This is a genomic window from Vibrio albus (genome assembly GCF_003144035.1).
Taxonomy (GTDB): Bacteria; Pseudomonadota; Gammaproteobacteria; order Enterobacterales; family Vibrionaceae; genus Vibrio; species Vibrio albus.
On record NZ_QFWT01000001.1, the window covers coordinates 267,054 to 287,483 of the forward strand.

Sequence of the window (20,430 nt, forward strand, 5' to 3'; positions counted from 1 at the left end):
TTAAAGCCAGCGTTAAACTTGCTCCATCGTACATAACAGCGGATGTCCATTCTCTCTAGAGTACGCAGTTACCTGCGCCACTTTAGTCTCTGCAACTTCTGCGGTGTACGTCCCACAGATAGCTTTTCCCTCATAATGAACTTTTAACATGATTTGTGTGGCTTGATCTAAGTCCATAGAAAAGAAGCGCCCAAGAATATCTATCACAAAATCCATCGGGGTATAATCGTCATTAATAAGTAGAACGTTATACATTGACGGTGCTTTTGCCTGCGTCTTTTCTTTCTCCAGAAGATCCGAGTCTGGAGTCACCCATTCATAGTGTTTACTCATTATACTTCTTTGATTTTTGAAATTTTTTCACGCCCTAGCGTCGGTTTGCTCTTCACTGTTGAGACTAAGGAACAGAAAAACTTCCCCCTAACTAAGAGACTAATCCACCAATTGTATCCCTGCAAATAAAACATTGCTATCTTTGCTCAGTTCATAGACAAATACTCACTCAAATCATGTATCCGCCGTAGGAAAAATCCTTGCATCAGTTTGCCTATCAGATCACAAAGTTAGAAATTTGTTAATCTCAAAACTGATTTGTTTAGAAATATGTTTAAATTTATGAATGAACGCTATTGACTGCATGAATTCATTGACTAAATTGTGGACTGAGTGATGAAAAATATGGCAGCGCCATAATTTGTATTCGCTGATGCCGTTGTTGGTGAGCATCTGTGCGATGCTAACCTCTATATTGGCAAAAACAACTTCAGTTAAAAAATGCATGAGGGATGTATAGCATGGCTACAGGTACAGTAAAATGGTTCAACAATGCTAAAGGGTTTGGCTTTATCTGCCCTGAAGGAGAAGATGGCGATATTTTTGCCCATTATTCTACTATTCAGATGGATGGCTACCGGACCCTGAAAGCAGGTCAACAAGTATCTTACGAGGTTGAAGAAGGACCAAAGGGTTATCACGCTAGTTCGGTTGTTCCTATTGAAGCGAGCCAACCAGCCAAATAACTGACGCTGCCATTTAGTAGTGGTTAATGAGTTGTAACCCCATAAAATAAGATAAAAAGAGAAGAACCCGCATTTGCGGGTTCTTTATTTTATCACTCAATAATCAGAAACGATTACAGAGAATCGATAATCGCATTGAAGCTTGCACTAGGACGCATCAAAGCAGCCACTTTTTCTGCGTCTGTAACATAGTAACCACCCAAGTCACCAGCCACACCCTGAGCGTTATTCAGCTCTTCAACAATGGATGTTTCGTTATCGCTGAGTTGCTTAGCGACAGGGGCAAACTGTGCTGCCAGGTCAGCATCTGCTGTCTGCTCGGCCAGAGCCTGAGCCCAGTACATTGCCAGATAGAAATGACTGCCACGGTTGTCCAGCTCATTCACTTTACGGGAAGGAGACTTATTGTTGTCCAGGAACTGTCCGGTTGCTTTATCCAGTGCGTCAGCCAGAACCTGAGCTTTAGCATTGCCAGTCACCACACTCAGATGCTCCAGAGAAGCCGCTAACGCCAGGAACTCACCCAGAGAGTCCCAGCGCAGGTGGTTTTCTTTCTCTACCTGCTGAACATGCTTAGGCGCAGAACCGCCCGCTCCGGTTTCAAACAGACCGCCGCCGGCCATCAAAGGTACCACTGACAGCATTTTCGCTGATGTACCCAGTTCAAGAATCGGGAACAGGTCTGTCAGGTAATCACGCAGTACGTTACCTGTGACTGAGATGGTATCCAGCCCTTGCTTGATTCGTTCAAGAGAGAACAGAGTCGCTTCAACTGGCGACATAATACGAATATCCAGACCTTCGGTGTCGAACTGTGGAAGATACGCATTCACTTTCTTGATCAGCTCTGCGTCATGCGCACGGTTTTCATCCAGCCAGAATACAGCAGGTACACCTGTTGCTTTCGCGCGGGTTACCGCCAGTTTTACCCAGTCCAGCACAGGCGCGTCTTTTACCTGACACATACGGAAGATATCGCCTTGCTCAACATTTTGCTCAAGCAGCACATTACCTTCTGCATCAACAGCACGTACAACGCCGGCTTCAGGAAGGATAAAGGTCTTATCGTGAGAACCATACTCTTCCGCTTTCTGAGCCATCAGGCCAACGTTTGGCACACTACCCATAGTCGTTGGGTCAAAAGCACCGTTTTTCTTACAGAATTCGATAACCGCCTGATAAACACCAGCATAACAGCGATCAGGGATCATCGCTTTCGTGTCTTTTTGTTTACCATCTGGTCCCCACATCTGACCAGAAGAACGGATCATGGCCGGCATAGAAGCGTCCACGATAATATCGCTTGGTACATGCAGGTTGGTAATACCACGATCAGAGTCAACCATCGCCAGGGCTGGCTGAGTTTCATAGACTTTATCCAGAGCGGCTTTGATTTCGTCTTGCTGCTCCTGCGGCAAAGATTCAATCTTCGCGTATACGTCGCCGATACCGTTGTTTACATCGACACCAAGCTGCTCAAACACATCACCGTACTTAGCAAAGACATCTTTATAGTAAACTTTTACAGCATGACCAAAGATAACCGGATCCGACACCTTCATCATGGTTGCTTTCATGTGCAGTGACAGCAGTACATCCTGCTGTTTTGCTTCAGCAATTTCTTTTTCAAAGAACTCAACCAGTGCGTTTTTATTCAGTACCGACGCATCCAGGATCTCTTTATCCTTTAGTGGCAGGGAGCCTTTTAGCACTTCTGTTGCACCTGTGTTGCTGACGAACTCAATACGTGCATCCGTCGCACTATCCAGGGTCAGCGACGTTTCACTGCCGTAGAAATCTTTTTCTTCCATGCTGGATACATGAGATTTAGAGTCTGCAGACCACGCGCCCATGGAGTGCGGGTTTTTCTTCGCATAGTTTTTAACTGATGCAGGCGCTCGGCGGTCAGAGTTACCTTCCCGAAGGACTGGGTTCACCGCACTTCCTTTGATTTTGTCATACGTCGCCTGAACCGCTTTTTCTGCGTCATTGGCAGGTTCTTCCGGGTAATCAGGAAGCGCGTAACCTTTATTCTGCAACTCTTTAATTGCCGCTTTTAGTTGCGGTACTGATGCAGAAATGTTTGGCAGCTTAATAATATTGGCGTCAGGGCTCTGAGTCATTTGCCCCAGCTCGGCCAGAGCATCACCTAATTGTTGCTCTGGTGTCAGATATTCCGGAAAATTCGCAATGATACGACCGGCAAGTGAAATATCTCTCGTATCGACATCAATACCAGATGAGGCGGTAAATCCACGAATAATCGGCAGCAGTGACTGTGTTGCCAAAGCTGGTGCTTCATCAGTAATGGTGTAGATTATGGTTGGTTTTTTTGTAGGCATGATATTTCCCTATGGCTAACAGGTTCCGGGAGTAAGGAAGAAACCTGTGACAATAATGCACCGAACAGCTACCTTCAGAGTTCCCGGTACTGCGCAGCGATACTGTACTCTATCAGGAAAAGAGTCCTTCTCTCCCCCAAATCCATGAGTACGGATTAAGATACAATTTCTCAAACGCGCAAATCATAGCGTAAAATCAGGCATTGATAAAACTTTCACGATTATTTACATCACGTCTTTAGGATAATAACCATGACTTCACGTGCTAACCGCACCCGTTCAGATCGCTCTCGGTCATCCCATCGCTCCCGGCCGAATCAGCCACAAACCCGGTTCAAGCGAAATAAAAAAAACACCAAACCTGCCGTTTCACCTGAAGAAAGAAAAGTGATTGTTTTCAATAAGCCTTATGACACACTGAGTCAGTTTACTGACGGGGATGGCAGAAAGACGCTTGCCGATTATATACCGGTCAAAGAGGTTTACGCTGCCGGCCGTCTGGACAGAGACAGTGAAGGTCTGATGGTATTGACCAATGACGGGATATTGCAGGCCCGGCTTACCCAGCCAAAATCTAAATCTCCAAAGACCTACTGGGTTCAGGTAGAAGGTCGCCCCGAAGAGGCGGATCTGGATAAACTGAGACAAGGCGTTGAGCTGAAAGATGGGATGACCCTTCCGGCAAAAGTAGCCATCATGCCAGAACCAGAGGTATGGGAAAGAACGCCTCCTGTGCGCTTTCGTGCCGCTATTCCGACAACCTGGCTAGCCATCACGATTATAGAGGGGCGTAACCGGCAAGTACGCAGAATGACAGCAAATATCGGCTTTCCAACCCTGCGGTTAATCCGCTATTCGATGGGGGACATCAAACTTAACGATTTAGCCCCGGGCGAATGGCGAGAAATCAATCTGTGATCCCCTTCTCAGCTCTGTCCCCGGGTGTATCTTTCTGTTAGAATCAGCGCCCGTGTAAACTTAGCGAAATTGATCCATGACAGATAACAGCCAGAAAAAAGTCATTGTCGGCATGTCCGGCGGCGTTGACTCATCCGTTTCAGCCTACCTGCTTCAACAGCAGGGCTATCAGGTCGAAGGCCTGTTTATGAAAAACTGGGAAGAGGATGATAACGAAGAATACTGTACGGCAGCAGCTGACTTAGCTGATGCACAGGCAGTCTGTGACAAACTGGGCATCCACCTGCATACAATCAATTTTGCAGCAGAGTACTGGGACAACGTATTTGAGTATTTCCTGGCCGAATACAAGGCTGGTCGTACACCGAACCCAGATATCCTGTGTAACAAAGAAATTAAGTTCAAAGCCTTTCTTGAGTTTGCAGACGAAGTACTGGATGCCGACTATATAGCAATGGGCCACTACGTACGCAGAACTTTTCCTGAAGGAGCAAATAAACCGCAGATGCTCCGTGGTTTAGACAGCAACAAAGATCAGAGTTACTTTCTGTATACGTTAAGTCATGAACAGGTTGGCCGTAGTTTGTTCCCTGTGGGAGAACTGGAGAAACCTGAAGTTCGTCGTATTGCGGAAGAACAAGGCCTGATCACCGCTAAGAAAAAAGATTCCACCGGTATCTGTTTTATTGGTGAACGAAAATTCACAGAGTTCCTTTCCCGCTACCTCCCGGCACAACCGGGCGATATTGAAACGCCGGAAGGTGAGGTTGTCGGCCAGCACCAGGGGTTAATGTACCATACCCTGGGACAACGTAAGGGACTGCATATCGGTGGCCAGAAAGGTGGTGGCGGTAACGAAGCACCATGGTATGTCGCAGACAAAGATCTGAAACGTAATGTGCTTATCGCCGTTCAGGGTGCCGACCACCCTCTTCTGAAATCAGACGGTCTGGTTGCTTCTCAGTTGCACTGGGTTGACCGACAGCCGATAAAGGAACGAACTCGCTGCACAGTGAAAACCCGCTATCGTCAGCAAGATGTTGCGTGTACTATCATCCCCGTAGATGATAACAACATTAAAGTGATTTTTGATGAGCCGCAGGTAGCCGTCACTCCGGGACAGTCTGCCGTATTTTATGAAGATGATGTCTGCCTGGGCGGCGGCATTATCGAAAAAAGACTATAATCCTCGTATTATCAATAGTCCCCGAATAAATAATAGTAAGGAGTTTCTACACGTGGCTAATACCCTTTACGACCGTACTATCGCTTTTGCTGGTATCTGTCAGGCTGTAGCACTGGTACAGCAAGTTGCAAAAGATGGTTACTGTGATAACAGCGCGTTTGAGACTTCCGTTAAAGCCATTTTAAACACGAGCCCCACCAACACACTGGATGTATTCGGTAGCGAAGCGAACCTGAAAGTCGGGCTCGAGTGTCTGGTCAAAGGTATTGATAACACTCCCACGGGCAGTGAACTGACCCGGTATGTGATCAGCCTGATGGCCCTCGAACGCAAGCTGAGCGGTAACCCCGAAGCCATGTCTCAACTGGGTAACCGTATTCAGATGCTGGAACGCCAGACCGACCATTTCCACCTGTTTGACGAACAGATGATCAGCAATGTTGCCAGTATCTACCTTGATATCATCAGCCCTATCGGCCCGCGAATTCAGGTAACAGGTACCCCTTCTGTTCTTCAACAGACCAGTAATCAGCACAAGGTCCGGGCACTATTGCTTTCGGGTATTCGTTGTGCCGTTTTGTGGCGTCAGGTCGGTGGTAAACGCCGTCACCTGATCTTCGGCCGCAAGAAAATGCTTAAACAAGCTCAAATCCTTTTAGCAAGAATCTAATATCCAACCCACACTATTCAGGAGAATGAACATGGAACTGTCAGCATTGACTGCTGTTTCACCGGTAGATGGCCGTTACGGAAGTAAAACGATTGCGTTACGCAGTATCTTTAGTGAGTACGGTCTCCTAAAGTATCGTGCTATCGTTGAAATCCGTTGGTTACAGAAGCTTTCAGCAACAGATGCGATCGCTGAAGTACCTGCTTTTAGTGCAGAAGCCAACAAATTTCTGGATGAGCTGGCTGCAAACTTCAGTGAAGAAGATGCTGCTCGTATCAAAGAAATTGAACGTACTACCAACCATGATGTAAAGGCCGTTGAGTACTTCCTGAAAGAGAAAGTTGCAGGAGTTCCTGAACTTCATGCAGTCAATGAGTTCATCCACTTCGCCTGTACTTCAGAAGACATCAACAACACGTCTCACGCACTGATGCTGAAAGAAGCACGTGACACCGTTGTTCTTCCTGAAATCCGCAACATCATCGACGCAATCAAAGCTCTTGCTGAAGAGTATCGTGATATCCCATTACTTTCCCGTACACATGGTCAGCCAGCGTCTCCAAGTACGATGGGTAAAGAAATGGCTAACGTTGCATACCGTATGGAACGTCAATATAAGCAAATCGCTAATGTTGAAATTCTGGCCAAGATCAATGGTGCGGTTGGTAACTACAATGCTCACCTTTCCGCTTACCCAGAGCTGGACTGGCACCAGTTCAGTGAAGAGTTCATCACTGAGTCTCTTGGCGTAACCTGGAACCCATACACTACTCAGATTGAACCGCATGATTATATTGCTGAGCTGTTTGATGCTATTGCGCGTTTCAACACAATCCTGATCGATTTCGATCGCGATGTCTGGGGTTACATTGCTCTGGGTCACTTTAAGCAGAAGACTATCGCCGGCGAAATCGGTTCTTCGACTATGCCGCACAAAGTTAACCCTATCGACTTTGAAAACTCTGAAGGTAACCTTGGTCTGGCAAATGCTGTATTTGGCCACCTTGCACAGAAACTGCCTATCTCTCGCTGGCAGCGTGACCTGACAGACTCTACAGTTCTTCGTAACCTGGGTGTTGGCTGTGGTTATGCGATTATCGCTTATACATCCACACTGAAAGGCATCAGCAAACTGGAAGTAAACCGTGAAGCGCTTCTTGCTGAACTTGATAAAAACTGGGAAGTTCTGGCTGAACCAGTTCAGACTGTTATGCGTCGCTATGGCATCGAAAAACCATATGAGAAGCTGAAAGAACTGACTCGTGGTAAGCGTGTTGACGGCGAAGCTATGCGTAACTTCATTGACGGCCTTGAGCTTCCGGAAGCGGAAAAAGCTCGCCTGAAAGAGATGACTCCGGCGAATTACATCGGTCAGGCTATCGAGCTGACAGATAAGCTGTAATCATTCGCAATAAACGACACACTAAAGCCCATCAGCTCAAAACTGATGGGCTTTATTTTTATTAGGGCACGCGCTAGAGTCAGCAATTATTTTTTTCTTTTGCGATATCAGATTCCGCCACACCACAGGAACTGCATCCACTGCATTTACGCCCTTTCTTTAGCATTCTCCGGTACAGATAAGCCAGTGCTAAAACGATAACAACTAATACAATGGTAATATCCCAAAAACTGCCTGATTCTTCATACATACCACTCACCTATATCATTAATAAATATTTTTAACCGGAATTTGGCGATCCGGTGCCAATCGGTTTTTCAGCCACCCTTTAAACCCAACCAGAAGCAGAAGTGTAAGGCCGGAAAAATACGTATACGACATTGCCGCAACACCGGTAAGCTCAAAGTAATGCCCCAGAGAATACACGGCAGTCGCAATCATAAACCCTAACGTTGTAGGCAATGCAATAGACAACAACATCCACCGATAACGACCTGTCTGTACTTTTATCATCATAACCGTTGCCAGACATGGTGGATAGAGGGCAAAAAACAAGATCAAAGCAACAGCGGCCAGTTCCCCTTTCTGGCTGAACTCTGTTGATCTTCCCATCCGTTGCTCAAGCGTCTTATTACTCTCTTCATCTTGCTGAAACAGCACACCGAGAGTCGCGACACTGCTTTCCCTTGCAGCAAATGAGGAGAACAGCGCGATATTGATTTTCCAGTCAAACCCCGCAACCTGAGTCACAGGCTCAATAGAACGCCCAAACATTCCGAGTAATGATGTTTCCAGTCTCCGCTCTCTTATTTCCCGACGAATGCTACTTCGGCTTGATGCCAGTTTACGTAACGCCCGATACACCACTTTCGCTGATTTCCCGCCAGTCTTTGGTACAACAATGGAGTAAAATCGTTCGTTACGCTGTTGGAACGCTTTGCTCACCTGCTTCGAACCTTCCGCACTACCCGCATTCAGTTTCGCTCGCTTATAGTCGGTATAGTAATTGACCAATGCAGGAATGGTCTCTTCCGTCAGCTCATGTGCATATTCTGTTTTACTGATCTTATGCTGAAAAGTAACAACCGCCTTTTTCGCTTCCGCCTGATAGTGTTGTTTATCCGATTCAGACAACCCCGGAAACTGTAATAACACAAAGATAACCGTAGAAACCGCAAGGACAACCGTGCCGACTTTACGAATATACACCCAGGTTCGTTCGACGGCACGGGTCAAAATACTGCGGACAGTGGGTAGGTTATAGCGTGGAAGCTCCATAACAAACGGAGCCGTTTCCGCTGAACGAAGAACGGTGCGGGTCAACAGTTTAGCAACCAGAAGAGCCGCAATAATAGTGATGGTCGAAATGTAGAACATCATCAGCGGCTTATCATCGACAAAGAAAATACCCAAAAGTAAGGTGTAAAGAGGGACTTTGGCCAGACAATTCATAAAAGGAACCGTTAATATCGTCGCGATTCTGGCCCGGTTATCCGGGATCCCTTTCGTCGCCATCACACCAGGTACTGCGCACCCACCAGCAAATACGCCACTCAGTATCATGGGCAACGTACTCTGCCCATGCAATCCAAACCGGCTAAGCACTTTGTCGGCAATAAAGGCTATCCTCGCCATATAGCCAGAATCTTCCAGAATGGCGATCAGAGCAAATAAGATAGCGAATATTGGCACATAGTTGAGCAGTGTATTCGCTGAATCGACGACCCAAAGCCCGAGTGATCGCACATAAGGATCGTAAAGAAAGCCAGCTTCCGGCAATAAAGACGAAACAATATCTCTTAGAGCCGCCAGATAAGGCCAGGTATAGTTGGTTAATTCATACCCCCAGACAATCGCAACCTGATAGATAGAAAATACTGTTAATAATAAAAATATCGGGGCCCCGGCTCGACTGAGTACTACTTTATCAATTCGATCAGAGAGCTGCACTTCCGAAGCACAGCTGTCATCAACCGTTACACACTCTTCCATCAACTGACGTATTATCTGCTGCCTCCGGGAGACAATGTAATCATTCACCTCCAGATCAAGTTCTTCTTTTACTGAATCTTTAAGACATTTGATACGTCTTGATATCGCTAAATAATCGCAGTCATCCAGACTGACCAACTGTTGTTCCAGCCATTTCCATGCTTCTTCGTCACCCTCGAGTAAACGAATACTCAGCCAGCGCATAGATGGAGGATTAATCAATGGTAAGCGAGATAACTGGCTCCTGATTTCTTCAATGCGGGATTCTAATTCCGGATAATCAATAGCAAACTGGCCTGCAGTAACATGATTCAATTTATCAGAAATGTCCTCGACGCCCTGCCCGGTACGTCCGACCGCTTCGACAACGGGAACATGAAGGTGTCGAGCCAGTTTATCCACGTCAATATAGATACCTTCATTTTTCGCTACATCCATCATGTTAAGGATCAACATAACTGGCAAACCCATCTCTATAAGTTGAAGAGTTAGGTGCAAAGACCGCGTTATATTTGCTGCATCCAGAACATTGAGTACGACATCGGCCGACTCTTCGCGTAATGCTCTCCGTGCTACGCGCTCTTCAAGGGAAAAACTGGTCAGGCTATAAGTTCCGGGCAGATCAATCAGTTGGTAAGAGCCATGATCAGTAGAAAAGTATCCCACCTTTTTATCGACGGTAACCCCTGGATAATTCGCAACATGCTGCCTGGCTCCGGTCAACATATTAAAAATGGTTGATTTACCTGTATTTTGTTGCCCGGCCAGCAAAAGTTTTTTCCTATTCATTACTCAGTCACTTACTAAAATTACGAACCAAAATATAACTCCACCACCTATCGGATGATGACCGTCTCCGCTTCGGAGCACCGCAGAATAACGCGCGTCGAGCCGGCTTTTATCTGGATTGGATCGCCTAACGGTGCTGCGCGTACAAACTTAACTTCCACTTCAGGAATCAGCCCTAAGTCAAGGAGACGCTGCCTGACAGCATCAGTTGAATAGTGAGCAGATATAACCCCTTTTTGCCCAGGAGCCAGGTTGAGTAAAGAACGTTTCATATTAAGAGGCTCGATATCAGTACTACAAAAATGAATAACGGCGGATGTTATGCCCTTTTCGTAATGATACAAAGTACCAATTGAGAATAATTATCACAACATTGATCTGGATCGCATTAACTGCGAATAGCAATAATTATCACTTCCATTACTTGACACCATTGCTATAACATCTTCCGCCAATCAGATAAACAGCAATACATTTCACTTTGAATTGCAGATAGTTAGGAGCGGTATGAAAAAAATAACATTAAACATAGTCATTTCTTTTGGTTTGCTTTTATCAAACTCGGCAATGGCTCACACACCATTATGTTCTTGTTACGACTTTGGTGATGGCACCATTCTTTGCGAAGGTGGCTTTTCAGATGGATCTTCCGCTTCAGGGGTGGATATGTCCGTTTTAGACGTTTCTGGTAAAGAACTTCTGAAAGGAAAAATTAATGAAGATGGTGAATTTGAGTTTCAGAAACCATCCGTAGACTACAAAGTTCAGTTTAATGCCGGACCAGGACATACCATCGAAATCGATGGAAAAAATATCGTTGAATAACATTATCTTTAAGGGACTTAGCTAAAATGAACAAAATCGCATTAGCCGTTGGTACAGCCGCTCTATCACTTTCAGCTTCATCTCATGCACACTTCCAGATGCTTTATACCCCGGTATCTCAACTGGAGAAACCAACCACTATTGATATGAAGCTGGTCTTTGGTCATCCAATGGAAAACGGTCATACGATGAACATGGGTAAGCCAGAGTCATTCTTTGTTCAGTTTAAAGACAAAAAAACTGACCTGCTTGATCAACTGGAAAAAATCACCTGGTCCGGCCACGATAACAAAGCTGATGCCTATCAGCTTGAACATAAGATCCGCCGTAACGGTGACTACATTTTTGCCCTGACTCCGGCACCTTATTATGAAAAAGGTGAGGATATTTATATTCAGCAAATTACTAAGCGATACATTAACAAGGGTGGTCTGCCAACGGGCTGGGAACAACCTCTTGGCCTGAAAACAGAGATTGTCCCTCTGAATAAACCCTATCAGGTATTCACAGGCAGCACATTCACCGGCCAGCTACTTGCCGAAGGCAAACCAGTACCCGGAGCTGAGTGTGAAATCGAATTTATCAACACGGATATAGACACTAAAGCCAATGCCTTCGGTAAAGATACATACCGTGAAGCACCGGCCTCTGCCATTGTTGCCATTACTGACGATAACGGTATGTTTACGTTTGGTGTGCCTAAAGCTGGCAAATGGGGCTTTGCCTGCCTGGGTTCAGGTCCGGATAAAGAGTATAAAGGCAAAGAACTGTCACAAGACGCGGTACTTTGGATCGAAGCGCAAGATCTGTAACCATCCGGTTTGCTTTACTGACGCCTACAACACGACAAAGCTGGCTTTACGCCAGCTTTTTACGTTATCGGCTAAAGTTACGGTCTGTGCCGACAGATTTTGAGCCTAGCCACACCACCCTTCCCGGTGGCCGCCATCATAAGGTCTTGCAAGTCCCGCATTGATCAGCAAAGCGGATAATTCTTTCCCATCTACATAAACGTTGGCCAGAATTCTAAAATATTTACCCCGGCGCATATTCCGGAGTTCTATCGCATTGGCCGTTCTCAGTGCCTCAACGGTGAACTGTTTTGCCTTACGTGCCGCGGCTTTTTCTTCCGGACACTTTCCCCGAATTTCCGGCGCATCGACACCATTGACTCTAATGGGCATATTGTTACCGATGATATCAACCCAACCCTGAATATTGACTCTAAAGGTATCCGCATCGTAAATACTCAACACCTCAGCAACAACGGCATTTCCATAGGTCTTTTTGGCCGCCTGGCAAGTGAAAGAAACCGCAATGACACATGCAAAAAGCAGCGTTTTTCTAAACATTTTATTTCCCCCCGAAATGATTATTCTTATAGTGTTATGCGACCCTTTCCTGACGTTTTTGAAACGTTCTTATAGCGCATTATTGAAGCCGCAACCCTCATTATATAAGGGTTTATGGCTGTCTATCAGCTCTTTTGTCAGAACAGACCACCTCGCGTGCCACAAAGAACTCACCGATTTACCGGTATCTGCGGCATATTACTCATATGTCACCTATGGCGTATTTATCACTACTTGAAATGACAACATAGTGTTATCCTTTTGTGTTATATGAAGTTTTACTTTGGCTATCTGAGTTGCAGCTCGTAGCCTTTCTTGAATTCAAATGTCGGTTTGGCTCTTATTGTTGATGGGTTAGATACGAAGGCTGTGAGGAAGGTTATTTTTATATACGGGGGAGTTGATGGAAGCATACCCAATTTATGAAGTTATTGATAAAGAATTTGATGACTTTGAAGATATGGGAACAAAATCTAAATTCTGGTACTCCGACAGTAAAACAGGCCAACAATATTTATTTAAATCTACCCATACGGAAGATAAGCATCATAACCCTGTCATTCGCCCTGGAGAAGACTGGGCAGAAAAGATTGCTTGTGAAAATGAAAAGGACTACTTACAAGAAATAGTAGCAAAGGCACAGCAGAAAGAATGAAAAGCGTATTTGTAGCTTGGAAGGACATTGAAGACGGTATGTGGCATCCCATGGCTAAACTTACTAGGGATTCAGGGACTTATCGTTTTAACTATACCCAAGGGTCAAATCACCCTAATTTTATCCCCTTTCCACGTATGGGGGACAGAAGTAAAGTATATGTGTCTATAGCACTTTTTGCGTTTTTCAGAAACCGGCTGCTACCTCAAAACCGACCTGAATTCAGGAAAGTATTGGAGTGGTCAAATATGACCGTAGAATCATATGATGAACTAGAAATGTTGAGCGTAACCGGAGGTGCTCGTCAGACGGATGAATTTCGAATTATCGCGCAACCAGAACAGACTGAACGAAACCAGTTCAATATCCGATTCTTTATCAACGGAATTAGACACCTTCCAGATAAAAGTATTGAAAGGATTTCAAAGCTCACTACTGGGGATCGATTAAACTTTGAGTCTAAAGATGATAACCAATACGACTGTAATGCCGTGTTAGCTACAACTGTTGATGAAGAAAAGCTAAAGGTTGGCTATTGCCCTCGATACTTTAACTGCGATATTAGATCATTAATGAATAATCCTGAATTGCAAGGTTACGAGTTATCAGTTGTAAAAGTTAACAATGATGCGCCAGCTCAATATCGTTTGCTATGCGAGTTCTCAACGAAATGGCCAGATGGCTTTATGCCAATGATTTCTGAAGAATATCTTGCTCATACATATAAAGAAGAACCTATAGCTGTTTGAATATAAAAAGCACCGGAATATCGGTGTTTTTTATATTCAGGATAAGCTTGACCGTAAACGCTTCGTAACCAAAGGCGAAGCCACTGCCTTTGAACGCTATTTAATGAAGCAAATCTATAATACGCCAACCTACCGGCAGCTTTCCGAAAAGAAATCTTTATAACCGAATTTATACTTCTGCTAGTGACAGGCTGTTTGCATGTGGGTATGGTGTGGCTCATAGATAATTAAAGTGCATTTATCACTTAGCAGCATTCGATTCATTGATTTTGCAACTCTTTGTAAAGTAAGTAAAATCAAGGCATCACAAAGAGGATAAATATAAATGAAAGTAATCTCCTTCAATATCAATGGCCTTCGCGCACGCCTTCACCAGCTTCAGGCTATTATTGATAAGCACCAGCCTGATGTCATCGGACTTCAGGAAATCAAGGTTCATGACGATGCCTTCCCTCTGGAAGCAGTCGAAGCCATGGGTTACCACGTCTATTTCCACGGACAGAAAGCTCACTATGGTGTGGCCATGTTATGTAAGAAAGAGCCGGTATCTGTACAAAAAGGCTTTCCTACTGACACGGAAGAGCATCAGAAGCGAATGATTATGGTCACAGTGGAAGACGATAACGGTGAAAAAGTTACCGTTCTGAATGGCTACTTCCCTCAGGGTGAAAATATTGAGCATGAGACTAAATTTCCGTACAAACGCCAGTTCTATAAGGATCTGATGACCTACCTAAATGATCATCACTCCAACGGTGAAAAATTAATTGTGATGGGCGATATTAATATCAGCCCGATTGATTCGGATATCGGTATTGGGGAAGCCAATCGTAAACGCTGGCTGAAAACCGGTAAATGCTCCTTCCAGCCGGAAGAACGTGAGTGGCTGAAAACACTGCTTGACTGGGGCTTTGAGGATACGTTCCGTAATATTCATCCGGAAGTCGACGATAAGTTCTCGTGGTTCGATTACCGCTCTCGCGGGTTCGACACCAACCGCGGACTGCGTATTGACGTGATTCTGGCGACGCCGTCACTGGCCGCGCAGTGTATTGAATCAGATATTGATTATGAGCTGAGAGGAATTGAGAAGCCGTCTGATCATGCGCCTATCTGGTCGGTGTTTAAATAGCAGGCTCTGAAGACAAGAATACAGAGCGCTACGCTTTGAGAATACAGAAATGAATAGATTTTCTGTATTCTCAAGGACGTTTACGTCCGCTCTGTATTCTATTGTTTTAATCTCTTAACTAAGCGGCCTCAAGTAAGCCAAAAACCGCTTTTCTGCTTTCTTAAACACCCAAAGAATAATAAAGCAGAGCATCATATAAAACAGACCTGCGGTCAGAAACGACTCAAATGGCGCATAGTAGCGCGAGTTCACCAGCCTCGCCGCACCAGTCAGATCCATGATAGTCACAATTCCCGCGACCGCAGAGCCGTGCAGCATAAAGATCACTTCATTACTGTAGGCTGGCAAAGCACGACGCAACGCACTTGGCAGAATAATACGCCGGTAGGTTTTCCAGGTACTCATTCCGTAGGCTTTCGCTGCCTCAACCTCACCTTTCGGCAAACCGTTAATAGCCCCACGAATAATTTCCGCCGTATAAGCTCCGGTATTCAGAAAGAAAGAGATCAACGCACAGAACCAGGCATTTTCCCATAGTGTGTCTTTCACCGGGAAAAATTGATCCATACCGTAATAGATCAGGTAAAGCTGAACCAGTAACGGCGTTCCACGAAAAAAGTAGATAAACGCCCAGGCTGGCAACCGGATAAAATAGATGGTGCTATTACGTGCAATCGCCAGTGGAATCGCCAGGCAAATTCCCATCACGAGAGCAAGGCCGACTAACCAGACCGTTGTCCATAGCCCGTCAAGATAGATAGGCAGACTTTCGATAATGATTGAAAAATCCATGTCTACCTCATGTGAATGGTATATTTACGTTCAACTGCTTTCAGGATCGTTGTTGATATGAAAGTGAAGAACAGAAAGATCAATGCTACCGCCATATAGAAGGTAAATGGCATTTTGGTTGAACCTGCCGCCAGCGAGCTGATGCGCACCATATCTTCAAGACCGATAATGGAAACAAGCGCGGTCGTCTTGAGAAGAACCAGCCAGTTATTACCAAACCCCGGCAGCGCATGGCGAATCATCTGCGGCAACAAAATACGGCGAAAGGCTAAAACACTACTCATCCCATACGCCTTTGCGGCTTCCAGTTCGCCTTTGTCCACCGCCATAATGGCACCACGGAAAGTTTCCGCCATGTAAGCACCGAAAATAAAGCCGATGGTCAGTATGCCGGCGATAAAAGGACTGACATCAATATAATCCGGCAGATAAGCCGTCCATTCGTGATTTGGATTAGAACCAGCCAACCATTCATTAATCCACTCATTGACTGAATATAAAGTGTTATTCAGCAGCATTTGTCCGCCGAAAAAAATCAGCATCATCAGAACAAGGTCAGGAATGCCACGAATGATGGTGGTATACAGTGTGGCCACACCTCTGGCGACACGATATGGAGCGAGCTTTGCCAGCGCCCCCAGAATGCCCAGGAGAGTGGCGAGAAGAAGAGAAAGGACTGCGACCTCGATGGTTACCCATGCACCTTTCAGCAAGGCGGCCTCATACCCTTGTAAATCAAGCATGATAAATATCCGTTAAATGACAGCGAAACGAATCAAGACATCAGGGCGGCCAGATATTGCCGCCCTGAAAATCAATTATTCGCCATATACATCAAAGCTGAAGTATTTCGCTGAGATTTCCTGATATTTACCACTCTTACGCAGAGCTTTAATCGCTTTGCTCAGTTTGTTTTTCAGGTCCTTATCCTGTTTGCGCACAGCGATACCCATGCCCTCACCGAACCATTTAGGATCACTGAATGCAGGACCGACAAATTCGTAAGCATCACCACCAGCCTGATTGATCACACCTTCTTCCAACGCAGAAACGTCACCAAGCACACCGATGATACGTCCGTTAGCCAGATCAAGATAAGCGTCATCAAATGAGCCATAACGTACGATATCAACACTGTCACCATAGGTGTCTGTCAGGTATTTGTCGTGTGTTGTCGCACGCTGCACACCAATTTTCTGATCTTTCAGACCTTCTGGTGTAATTTCAAGACCAGAACCTTTTTTGGTAATAAACTTACTTGGGATCTGAGCGTATTTTTCAGTGAAATCCACTTTCTTTTTACGCTCTTCTGTAATATCCATGGCAGCGATAATCGCATCGTACTTGCGAGCCAGCAGTGAAGGAATAATACCGTCCCAATCCTGAGGAACAATTTTACACTGAGCCTTCAGTTCTTCACACAGCGCATTGGCCATGTCTACATCAAAGCCACTAAGAGAGCCATCCGCTTCTGTTTTACTGAATGGAGGGTATGCCCCTTCGATACCAAAACGAATCGTTTTCCAATCCTTGGCCTGAGCGGCACCTGTCACGGCAGTTGCAGCCAAAGCTGCTGCTAGTACCCACTTTTTCATATCCATACTCCTGTGTTTTTACGTCTGTCTGTTTATATAGTTTGTATTGTTGTGTCTGTCAGCCTTATCTTATGCAAGGCGTTTAATAAATAGATGAAATAAACTGTTTTAATCGTTCTGATTCTGGGCTATTAAACAGTTTATCCGGTGCGCCCTGCTCTTCGACCAAACCCTGATGCAAAAACATCACATGGCTGGAAACATCCCGTGCAAAGGCCATTTCGTGCGTCACCACCAGCATAGTCCGACCTTCATCGGCAAGATCACGCATGACGCCCAACACTTCACCCACCAGCTCCGGGTCAAGTGCAGAGGTAGGTTCGTCAAATAGCATCACTTCTGGCTCTACCGCCAAAGCACGAGCTATTGCTGCCCGCTGTTGCTGACCACCGGACAAGTGTCCCGGGTAATAGTCTTTGCGCTCATACAGGCCGACTTTTTTCAGCAGTAGTTCCGCATTTTCTATCGCCTGGGATTTCGGTACACCAAGAACATGTACGGGAGCTTCGATCACATTTTCCAGTACGGTCATATGGGACCAAAGGTTAAACCCCTGAAAAACCATAGCTAAGCGTGAACGGATACGCTGAACCTGCTTCTCATTGGCGGGAACGGATTCTCCGGAACGATTCGTTTTCATTTTGATTAACTCACCATTCACCCAGATTTCACCGGCGGTAGGGGTTTCCAGCAGGTTAATACAACGAAGAAATGTACTTTTTCCGGAACCGGAAGAGCCGATAATAGAGATAACATCGCCTTTATGTGCCTCCAGCGAGATCCCTTTAAGCACTTCATTCTGTCCGAATGTTTTATGCAAATCCTTGATATTCAGCGCGGGTGCATCTGTCATGCGCTATTCGCTCCTTTGTGGAATTTTAGGCTCTCCGGCCCATAATTTCGATACAAATTAGCATTCGAACATATTAGATGCAACAAATTATTTACCATAAAAGACGGGTTATTTAGTTAACTAATCTGAATCAATATGCAAAACAAGTTAAATGTTTTTACATTTGGTGAATAAATGATAAAGAAAAGCCCCGGAGTCGGGGCTTGGGAATGCTAACAAGTTGTTAATGCAACATTTGGATTAATTCGATCGATACAGACGGATATGCTCATTAGACTGCAATCGAACAGAGGATTCGTTTGTTTCTAACTCATTTCGCACAATTCCGTTTTTCTCTGAAGCTAAGGAAATGCCGTCACCATCTTTAAACAAAGAAACAAAATCCGCATTCTCAATCGTTGAGTTTTCTGTTGCAAATAGGAAATACTGCTCGTAAGCGGCATCATTATCTACAAGTAAATCGGACTGTACCGTGCTGGGAAAATTAAAGTATTCCAGAACCGGCACTATAATTGTGGCTGTAAGTTCACTATAAATATTGTGAGTTACCGTGTAGATAAAGCCAGATTCTGTTACAGACTTCCGGTAGCTAACTCGTTGAATGCCCTTCTCACTGGAAAAGTTAATGCCAGAGGCTAGAGAAATCACATTACCGGGTGTACTCGCCGTTGGTTTAGCATCATTCAAACCTGACAGATCAAACAAGCTGGTTTCATCAACATTAAAGTCCCATGAATCACTAACCTGTCCATAATATGCAGCATCCCAACTATTTCCTGGTCCCGTCTTACCAGAAACAATAAAGGACCAGGTTTCATTATTAGTCTCTGAAGGATGGTAGTAATTCGCCACTCCTTTAGCAAAAGTGGTCAAGTCATAGGCAAAACCACCATATAACAGATTTACATCAATATCGGTGTAGCCGATATTTGGACTTGCGACTTCTGTAACCGTACCTTGCGTTCCAGTAAAACTCATTACTACCGACCCGGTATCTTTTGGCCAGTCTTCAAATCCGTACTGGAACACTTGCGACGAAGGCCCGGACTGGTACTGAACAATAGCCGTCTGCTCTGCGGTGTACGCTTTTATACTTTGACCTGAGGTTAATGAGGCATTGGGAGGGGAAAACTCTGCCTGTTGCGAGCGGTAATGATACAGGTTGTCACCCGTCAAACCACTTCCAGCAATATCCGAACTGTGTAGATAAGATAATGAATCGCGATTTTCAGTAACAAAATTTGTTCCTGTACCGGTAACACAGCTTGTGCCAGCTACACTGCCAATAACTCCAAATTTCGTTGTTTTCAGACTGGTATCTCTGGAGAGGAATGCCTTAGTAAAGGTGGTGGCGATAATGTCTCGACCATCCCTTTCTTCAAAAGTAATCGCACCACCATCAGGAATTGACTCAAGAACAAACTGCAATGATCCGTCATCAGCAGTGATAATCTCACCACTTCTTGCGCCGTTTGCATCGGTGTAAAAGGCGACAATATTAGCATCCAGCGAGTCACCAATGGTTCGGTACGTTTTAACAGTCCCAGCAGTTGTATCTCTGTTAAAAATCGTACAAGTTGAATTCACCGTACCGGCATTTTCGTCGTATGCCTGTAAAAAAGAAAGTGAGTAACTTGTTGTTGGCGCACTACCCCCACCGCTACTGCTACTCCCACCGCAACCAACCAGCATTCCTGACACTATCGCAACTAAAGGCAACATCTTGGTTGTTGTCTTCATTTTAAATTCCTCTGTTATTTATCCGACACTTACCGGCATATATTTGACTCTGTTACTAATCGCATTATTTAAGCAATATATGCGCCATATTTAAACAATCTCTTTTGTTTAGAGTCATAAAATCGTAGCTATCTCACTCAATTTGGTAGTATTTCATTTTGTAATTTTATTACAGAATATAAACATATAAACCCAACTTCATATTAATATACCTATGCAAACCGGCTCATCTAATGCGCTATAATTTTTCAAAAAGTCGCCACTCATTGACAAAGAACATGATTTTTTATTAAAAAAACAGTATGTTCGCTACGAAACTCGGTAAACGATGAAAGTCAACGACAAAACAAAGCTATAGCTTGCTTAAAGCCTTAAATTCTGTAGCTTTCTTTCACAAAGATTTATATCGTGATCGAGAT

Annotated in this window: 21 protein-coding genes; 10 read left to right on the forward strand and 11 right to left on the reverse strand. The window is 44.9% G+C overall.

Annotated elements, in window-relative coordinates:
- Positions 1-12: 12 nt before the first annotated feature.
- Positions 13-333 carry an ATP-dependent Clp protease adapter ClpS gene (clpS, locus tag DI392_RS01150; RefSeq protein ID WP_109318067.1) on the reverse strand — a complete coding sequence of 107 codons (321 nt, stop codon included), beginning with the start codon at positions 331-333 and terminating at the stop codon, positions 13-15.
- Positions 334-794: 461 nt separating this feature from the next.
- Between clpS and cspD the strand changes: the two genes are divergently transcribed.
- Positions 795-1,019 carry a cold shock domain-containing protein CspD gene (cspD, locus tag DI392_RS01155; RefSeq protein WP_181388339.1) on the forward strand — a complete coding sequence of 75 codons (225 nt, stop codon included), beginning with the start codon at positions 795-797 and terminating at the stop codon, positions 1,017-1,019.
- A gap of 113 nt (positions 1,020-1,132) precedes the next feature.
- On the opposite strand, the gene DI392_RS01160 is transcribed toward cspD, so the two are convergent.
- Positions 1,133-3,361: an NADP-dependent isocitrate dehydrogenase gene (locus DI392_RS01160; RefSeq protein WP_109318069.1), complete on the reverse strand. Its 2,229-nt coding sequence runs from the start codon at positions 3,359-3,361 to the stop codon at positions 1,133-1,135.
- Between the two features lie 252 nt (positions 3,362-3,613).
- On the opposite strand from DI392_RS01160, the gene DI392_RS01165 reads away from it, so the two are divergent.
- From DI392_RS01165 to purB, 4 genes are all read left to right on the forward strand, one after another.
- Entirely contained in the window at positions 3,614-4,279 is a 666-nt protein-coding gene (locus DI392_RS01165; RefSeq protein WP_109318070.1) for a pseudouridine synthase, read from the forward strand.
- Positions 4,280-4,355: 76 nt separating this feature from the next.
- The gene (gene mnmA, locus DI392_RS01170; RefSeq protein ID WP_109318071.1) at positions 4,356-5,465 is read left to right on the forward strand and encodes a tRNA 2-thiouridine(34) synthase MnmA; all 1,110 of its coding nucleotides are present in this window, start codon (positions 4,356-4,358) and stop codon (positions 5,463-5,465) included.
- A 52-nt stretch (positions 5,466-5,517) separates the two neighbouring features.
- Positions 5,518-6,135 carry a high frequency lysogenization protein HflD gene (gene hflD / locus DI392_RS01175; RefSeq protein WP_109318072.1) on the forward strand — a complete coding sequence of 206 codons (618 nt, stop codon included), beginning with the start codon at positions 5,518-5,520 and terminating at the stop codon, positions 6,133-6,135.
- A gap of 31 nt (positions 6,136-6,166) precedes the next feature.
- Positions 6,167-7,537, forward strand: coding sequence for an adenylosuccinate lyase (gene purB / locus DI392_RS01180; protein WP_109318073.1), 1,371 nt, complete (start codon positions 6,167-6,169; stop codon positions 7,535-7,537).
- A 79-nt stretch (positions 7,538-7,616) separates the two neighbouring features.
- Here purB and DI392_RS01185 read toward each other — a convergent pair whose 3' ends face one another.
- From DI392_RS01185 to DI392_RS01195, 3 genes are read right to left on the reverse strand one after another with little or no spacing between them, the layout of a single operon-like run.
- A complete protein-coding gene (locus tag DI392_RS01185; protein ID WP_109318074.1) occupies positions 7,617-7,787 on the reverse strand; it encodes a FeoB-associated Cys-rich membrane protein in 171 nt (56 codons plus the stop codon).
- Between the two features lie 17 nt (positions 7,788-7,804).
- Entirely contained in the window at positions 7,805-10,318 is a 2,514-nt protein-coding gene (feoB, locus tag DI392_RS01190) for a ferrous iron transport protein B (protein WP_109318075.1), read from the reverse strand.
- Positions 10,319-10,365: 47 nt separating this feature from the next.
- A complete protein-coding gene (locus DI392_RS01195) occupies positions 10,366-10,590 on the reverse strand; it encodes a FeoA family protein (RefSeq protein ID WP_109318076.1) in 225 nt (74 codons plus the stop codon).
- 235 nt (positions 10,591-10,825) lie between these two features.
- Between DI392_RS01195 and DI392_RS01200 the strand changes: the two genes are divergently transcribed.
- A complete protein-coding gene (locus DI392_RS01200; protein WP_109318077.1) occupies positions 10,826-11,143 on the forward strand; it encodes a hypothetical protein in 318 nt (105 codons plus the stop codon).
- A 26-nt stretch (positions 11,144-11,169) separates the two neighbouring features.
- The gene (locus DI392_RS01205; RefSeq protein ID WP_109318078.1) at positions 11,170-11,955 is read left to right on the forward strand and encodes a DUF4198 domain-containing protein; all 786 of its coding nucleotides are present in this window, start codon (positions 11,170-11,172) and stop codon (positions 11,953-11,955) included.
- A 105-nt stretch (positions 11,956-12,060) separates the two neighbouring features.
- On the opposite strand, the gene DI392_RS01210 is transcribed toward DI392_RS01205, so the two are convergent.
- Positions 12,061-12,495, reverse strand: a complete 435-nt coding sequence (locus DI392_RS01210) for a thermonuclease family protein (RefSeq protein WP_109318079.1) — start codon at positions 12,493-12,495, stop codon at positions 12,061-12,063.
- 403 nt (positions 12,496-12,898) lie between these two features.
- Between DI392_RS01210 and DI392_RS01215 the strand changes: the two genes are divergently transcribed.
- The 3 genes from DI392_RS01215 to xthA all read left to right on the forward strand — a co-directional run bounded on the left by DI392_RS01215 (position 12,899) and on the right by xthA (position 15,031).
- Positions 12,899-13,150: a hypothetical protein gene (locus tag DI392_RS01215; RefSeq protein ID WP_109318080.1), complete on the forward strand. Its 252-nt coding sequence runs from the start codon at positions 12,899-12,901 to the stop codon at positions 13,148-13,150.
- Positions 13,147-13,899 carry an HIRAN domain-containing protein gene (locus DI392_RS01220; protein ID WP_109318081.1) on the forward strand — a complete coding sequence of 251 codons (753 nt, stop codon included), beginning with the start codon at positions 13,147-13,149 and terminating at the stop codon, positions 13,897-13,899. The genes DI392_RS01215 and DI392_RS01220 overlap by 4 nt, the downstream gene beginning before the upstream one ends.
- A gap of 325 nt (positions 13,900-14,224) precedes the next feature.
- Positions 14,225-15,031, forward strand: a complete 807-nt coding sequence (xthA, locus tag DI392_RS01225) for an exodeoxyribonuclease III (RefSeq protein WP_109318082.1) — start codon at positions 14,225-14,227, stop codon at positions 15,029-15,031.
- 114 nt (positions 15,032-15,145) lie between these two features.
- Here the strand turns inward: xthA and DI392_RS01230 are convergent, their stop codons facing one another.
- From DI392_RS01230 to DI392_RS01250, 5 genes are all read right to left on the reverse strand, one after another.
- Positions 15,146-15,823: an ABC transporter permease gene (locus tag DI392_RS01230; RefSeq protein ID WP_109318083.1), complete on the reverse strand. Its 678-nt coding sequence runs from the start codon at positions 15,821-15,823 to the stop codon at positions 15,146-15,148.
- Between the two features lie 2 nt (positions 15,824-15,825).
- Entirely contained in the window at positions 15,826-16,566 is a 741-nt protein-coding gene (locus DI392_RS01235; protein WP_109318084.1) for an ABC transporter permease, read from the reverse strand.
- A gap of 75 nt (positions 16,567-16,641) precedes the next feature.
- Positions 16,642-17,418, reverse strand: coding sequence for an ABC transporter substrate-binding protein (locus DI392_RS01240; protein WP_181388340.1), 777 nt, complete (start codon positions 17,416-17,418; stop codon positions 16,642-16,644).
- 82 nt (positions 17,419-17,500) lie between these two features.
- Positions 17,501-18,271 (reverse strand): ABC transporter ATP-binding protein, encoded by a 771-nt coding sequence (locus DI392_RS01245; protein ID WP_109318086.1) that lies wholly within the window; start codon positions 18,269-18,271, stop codon positions 17,501-17,503.
- Between the two features lie 240 nt (positions 18,272-18,511).
- A complete protein-coding gene (locus DI392_RS01250) occupies positions 18,512-20,011 on the reverse strand; it encodes a hypothetical protein (protein ID WP_109318087.1) in 1,500 nt (499 codons plus the stop codon).
- Positions 20,012-20,430 lie beyond the last annotated feature (419 nt).

Coding starts and splice junctions, on each gene's coding strand:
- DI392_RS01245 (WP_109318086.1), bottom strand. CDS start 18,271: ATGACAGATGCACCCGCGCTGAATATCAAGGATTTGCATAAAACATTC.
- DI392_RS01230 (WP_109318083.1), bottom strand. CDS start 15,823: ATGGATTTTTCAATCATTATCGAAAGTCTGCCTATCTATCTTGACGGG.
- DI392_RS01195 (WP_109318076.1), bottom strand. CDS start 10,590: ATGAAACGTTCTTTACTCAACCTGGCTCCTGGGCAAAAAGGGGTTATA.
- purB (WP_109318073.1), top strand. CDS start 6,167: ATGGAACTGTCAGCATTGACTGCTGTTTCACCGGTAGATGGCCGTTAC.
- DI392_RS01250 (WP_109318087.1), bottom strand. CDS start 20,011: ATGAAGACAACAACCAAGATGTTGCCTTTAGTTGCGATAGTGTCAGGA.
- DI392_RS01205 (WP_109318078.1), top strand. CDS start 11,170: ATGAACAAAATCGCATTAGCCGTTGGTACAGCCGCTCTATCACTTTCA.
- DI392_RS01165 (WP_109318070.1), top strand. CDS start 3,614: ATGACTTCACGTGCTAACCGCACCCGTTCAGATCGCTCTCGGTCATCC.
- mnmA (WP_109318071.1), top strand. CDS start 4,356: ATGACAGATAACAGCCAGAAAAAAGTCATTGTCGGCATGTCCGGCGGC.
- cspD (WP_181388339.1), top strand. CDS start 795: ATGGCTACAGGTACAGTAAAATGGTTCAACAATGCTAAAGGGTTTGGC.
- DI392_RS01185 (WP_109318074.1), bottom strand. CDS start 7,787: ATGTATGAAGAATCAGGCAGTTTTTGGGATATTACCATTGTATTAGTT.
- DI392_RS01160 (WP_109318069.1), bottom strand. CDS start 3,361: ATGCCTACAAAAAAACCAACCATAATCTACACCATTACTGATGAAGCA.
- DI392_RS01200 (WP_109318077.1), top strand. CDS start 10,826: ATGAAAAAAATAACATTAAACATAGTCATTTCTTTTGGTTTGCTTTTA.
- xthA (WP_109318082.1), top strand. CDS start 14,225: ATGAAAGTAATCTCCTTCAATATCAATGGCCTTCGCGCACGCCTTCAC.
- clpS (WP_109318067.1), bottom strand. CDS start 333: ATGAGTAAACACTATGAATGGGTGACTCCAGACTCGGATCTTCTGGAG.
- DI392_RS01235 (WP_109318084.1), bottom strand. CDS start 16,566: ATGCTTGATTTACAAGGGTATGAGGCCGCCTTGCTGAAAGGTGCATGG.
- DI392_RS01220 (WP_109318081.1), top strand. CDS start 13,147: ATGAAAAGCGTATTTGTAGCTTGGAAGGACATTGAAGACGGTATGTGG.
- DI392_RS01210 (WP_109318079.1), bottom strand. CDS start 12,495: ATGTTTAGAAAAACGCTGCTTTTTGCATGTGTCATTGCGGTTTCTTTC.
- feoB (WP_109318075.1), bottom strand. CDS start 10,318: ATGAATAGGAAAAAACTTTTGCTGGCCGGGCAACAAAATACAGGTAAA.
- DI392_RS01215 (WP_109318080.1), top strand. CDS start 12,899: ATGGAAGCATACCCAATTTATGAAGTTATTGATAAAGAATTTGATGAC.
- DI392_RS01240 (WP_181388340.1), bottom strand. CDS start 17,418: ATGAAAAAGTGGGTACTAGCAGCAGCTTTGGCTGCAACTGCCGTGACA.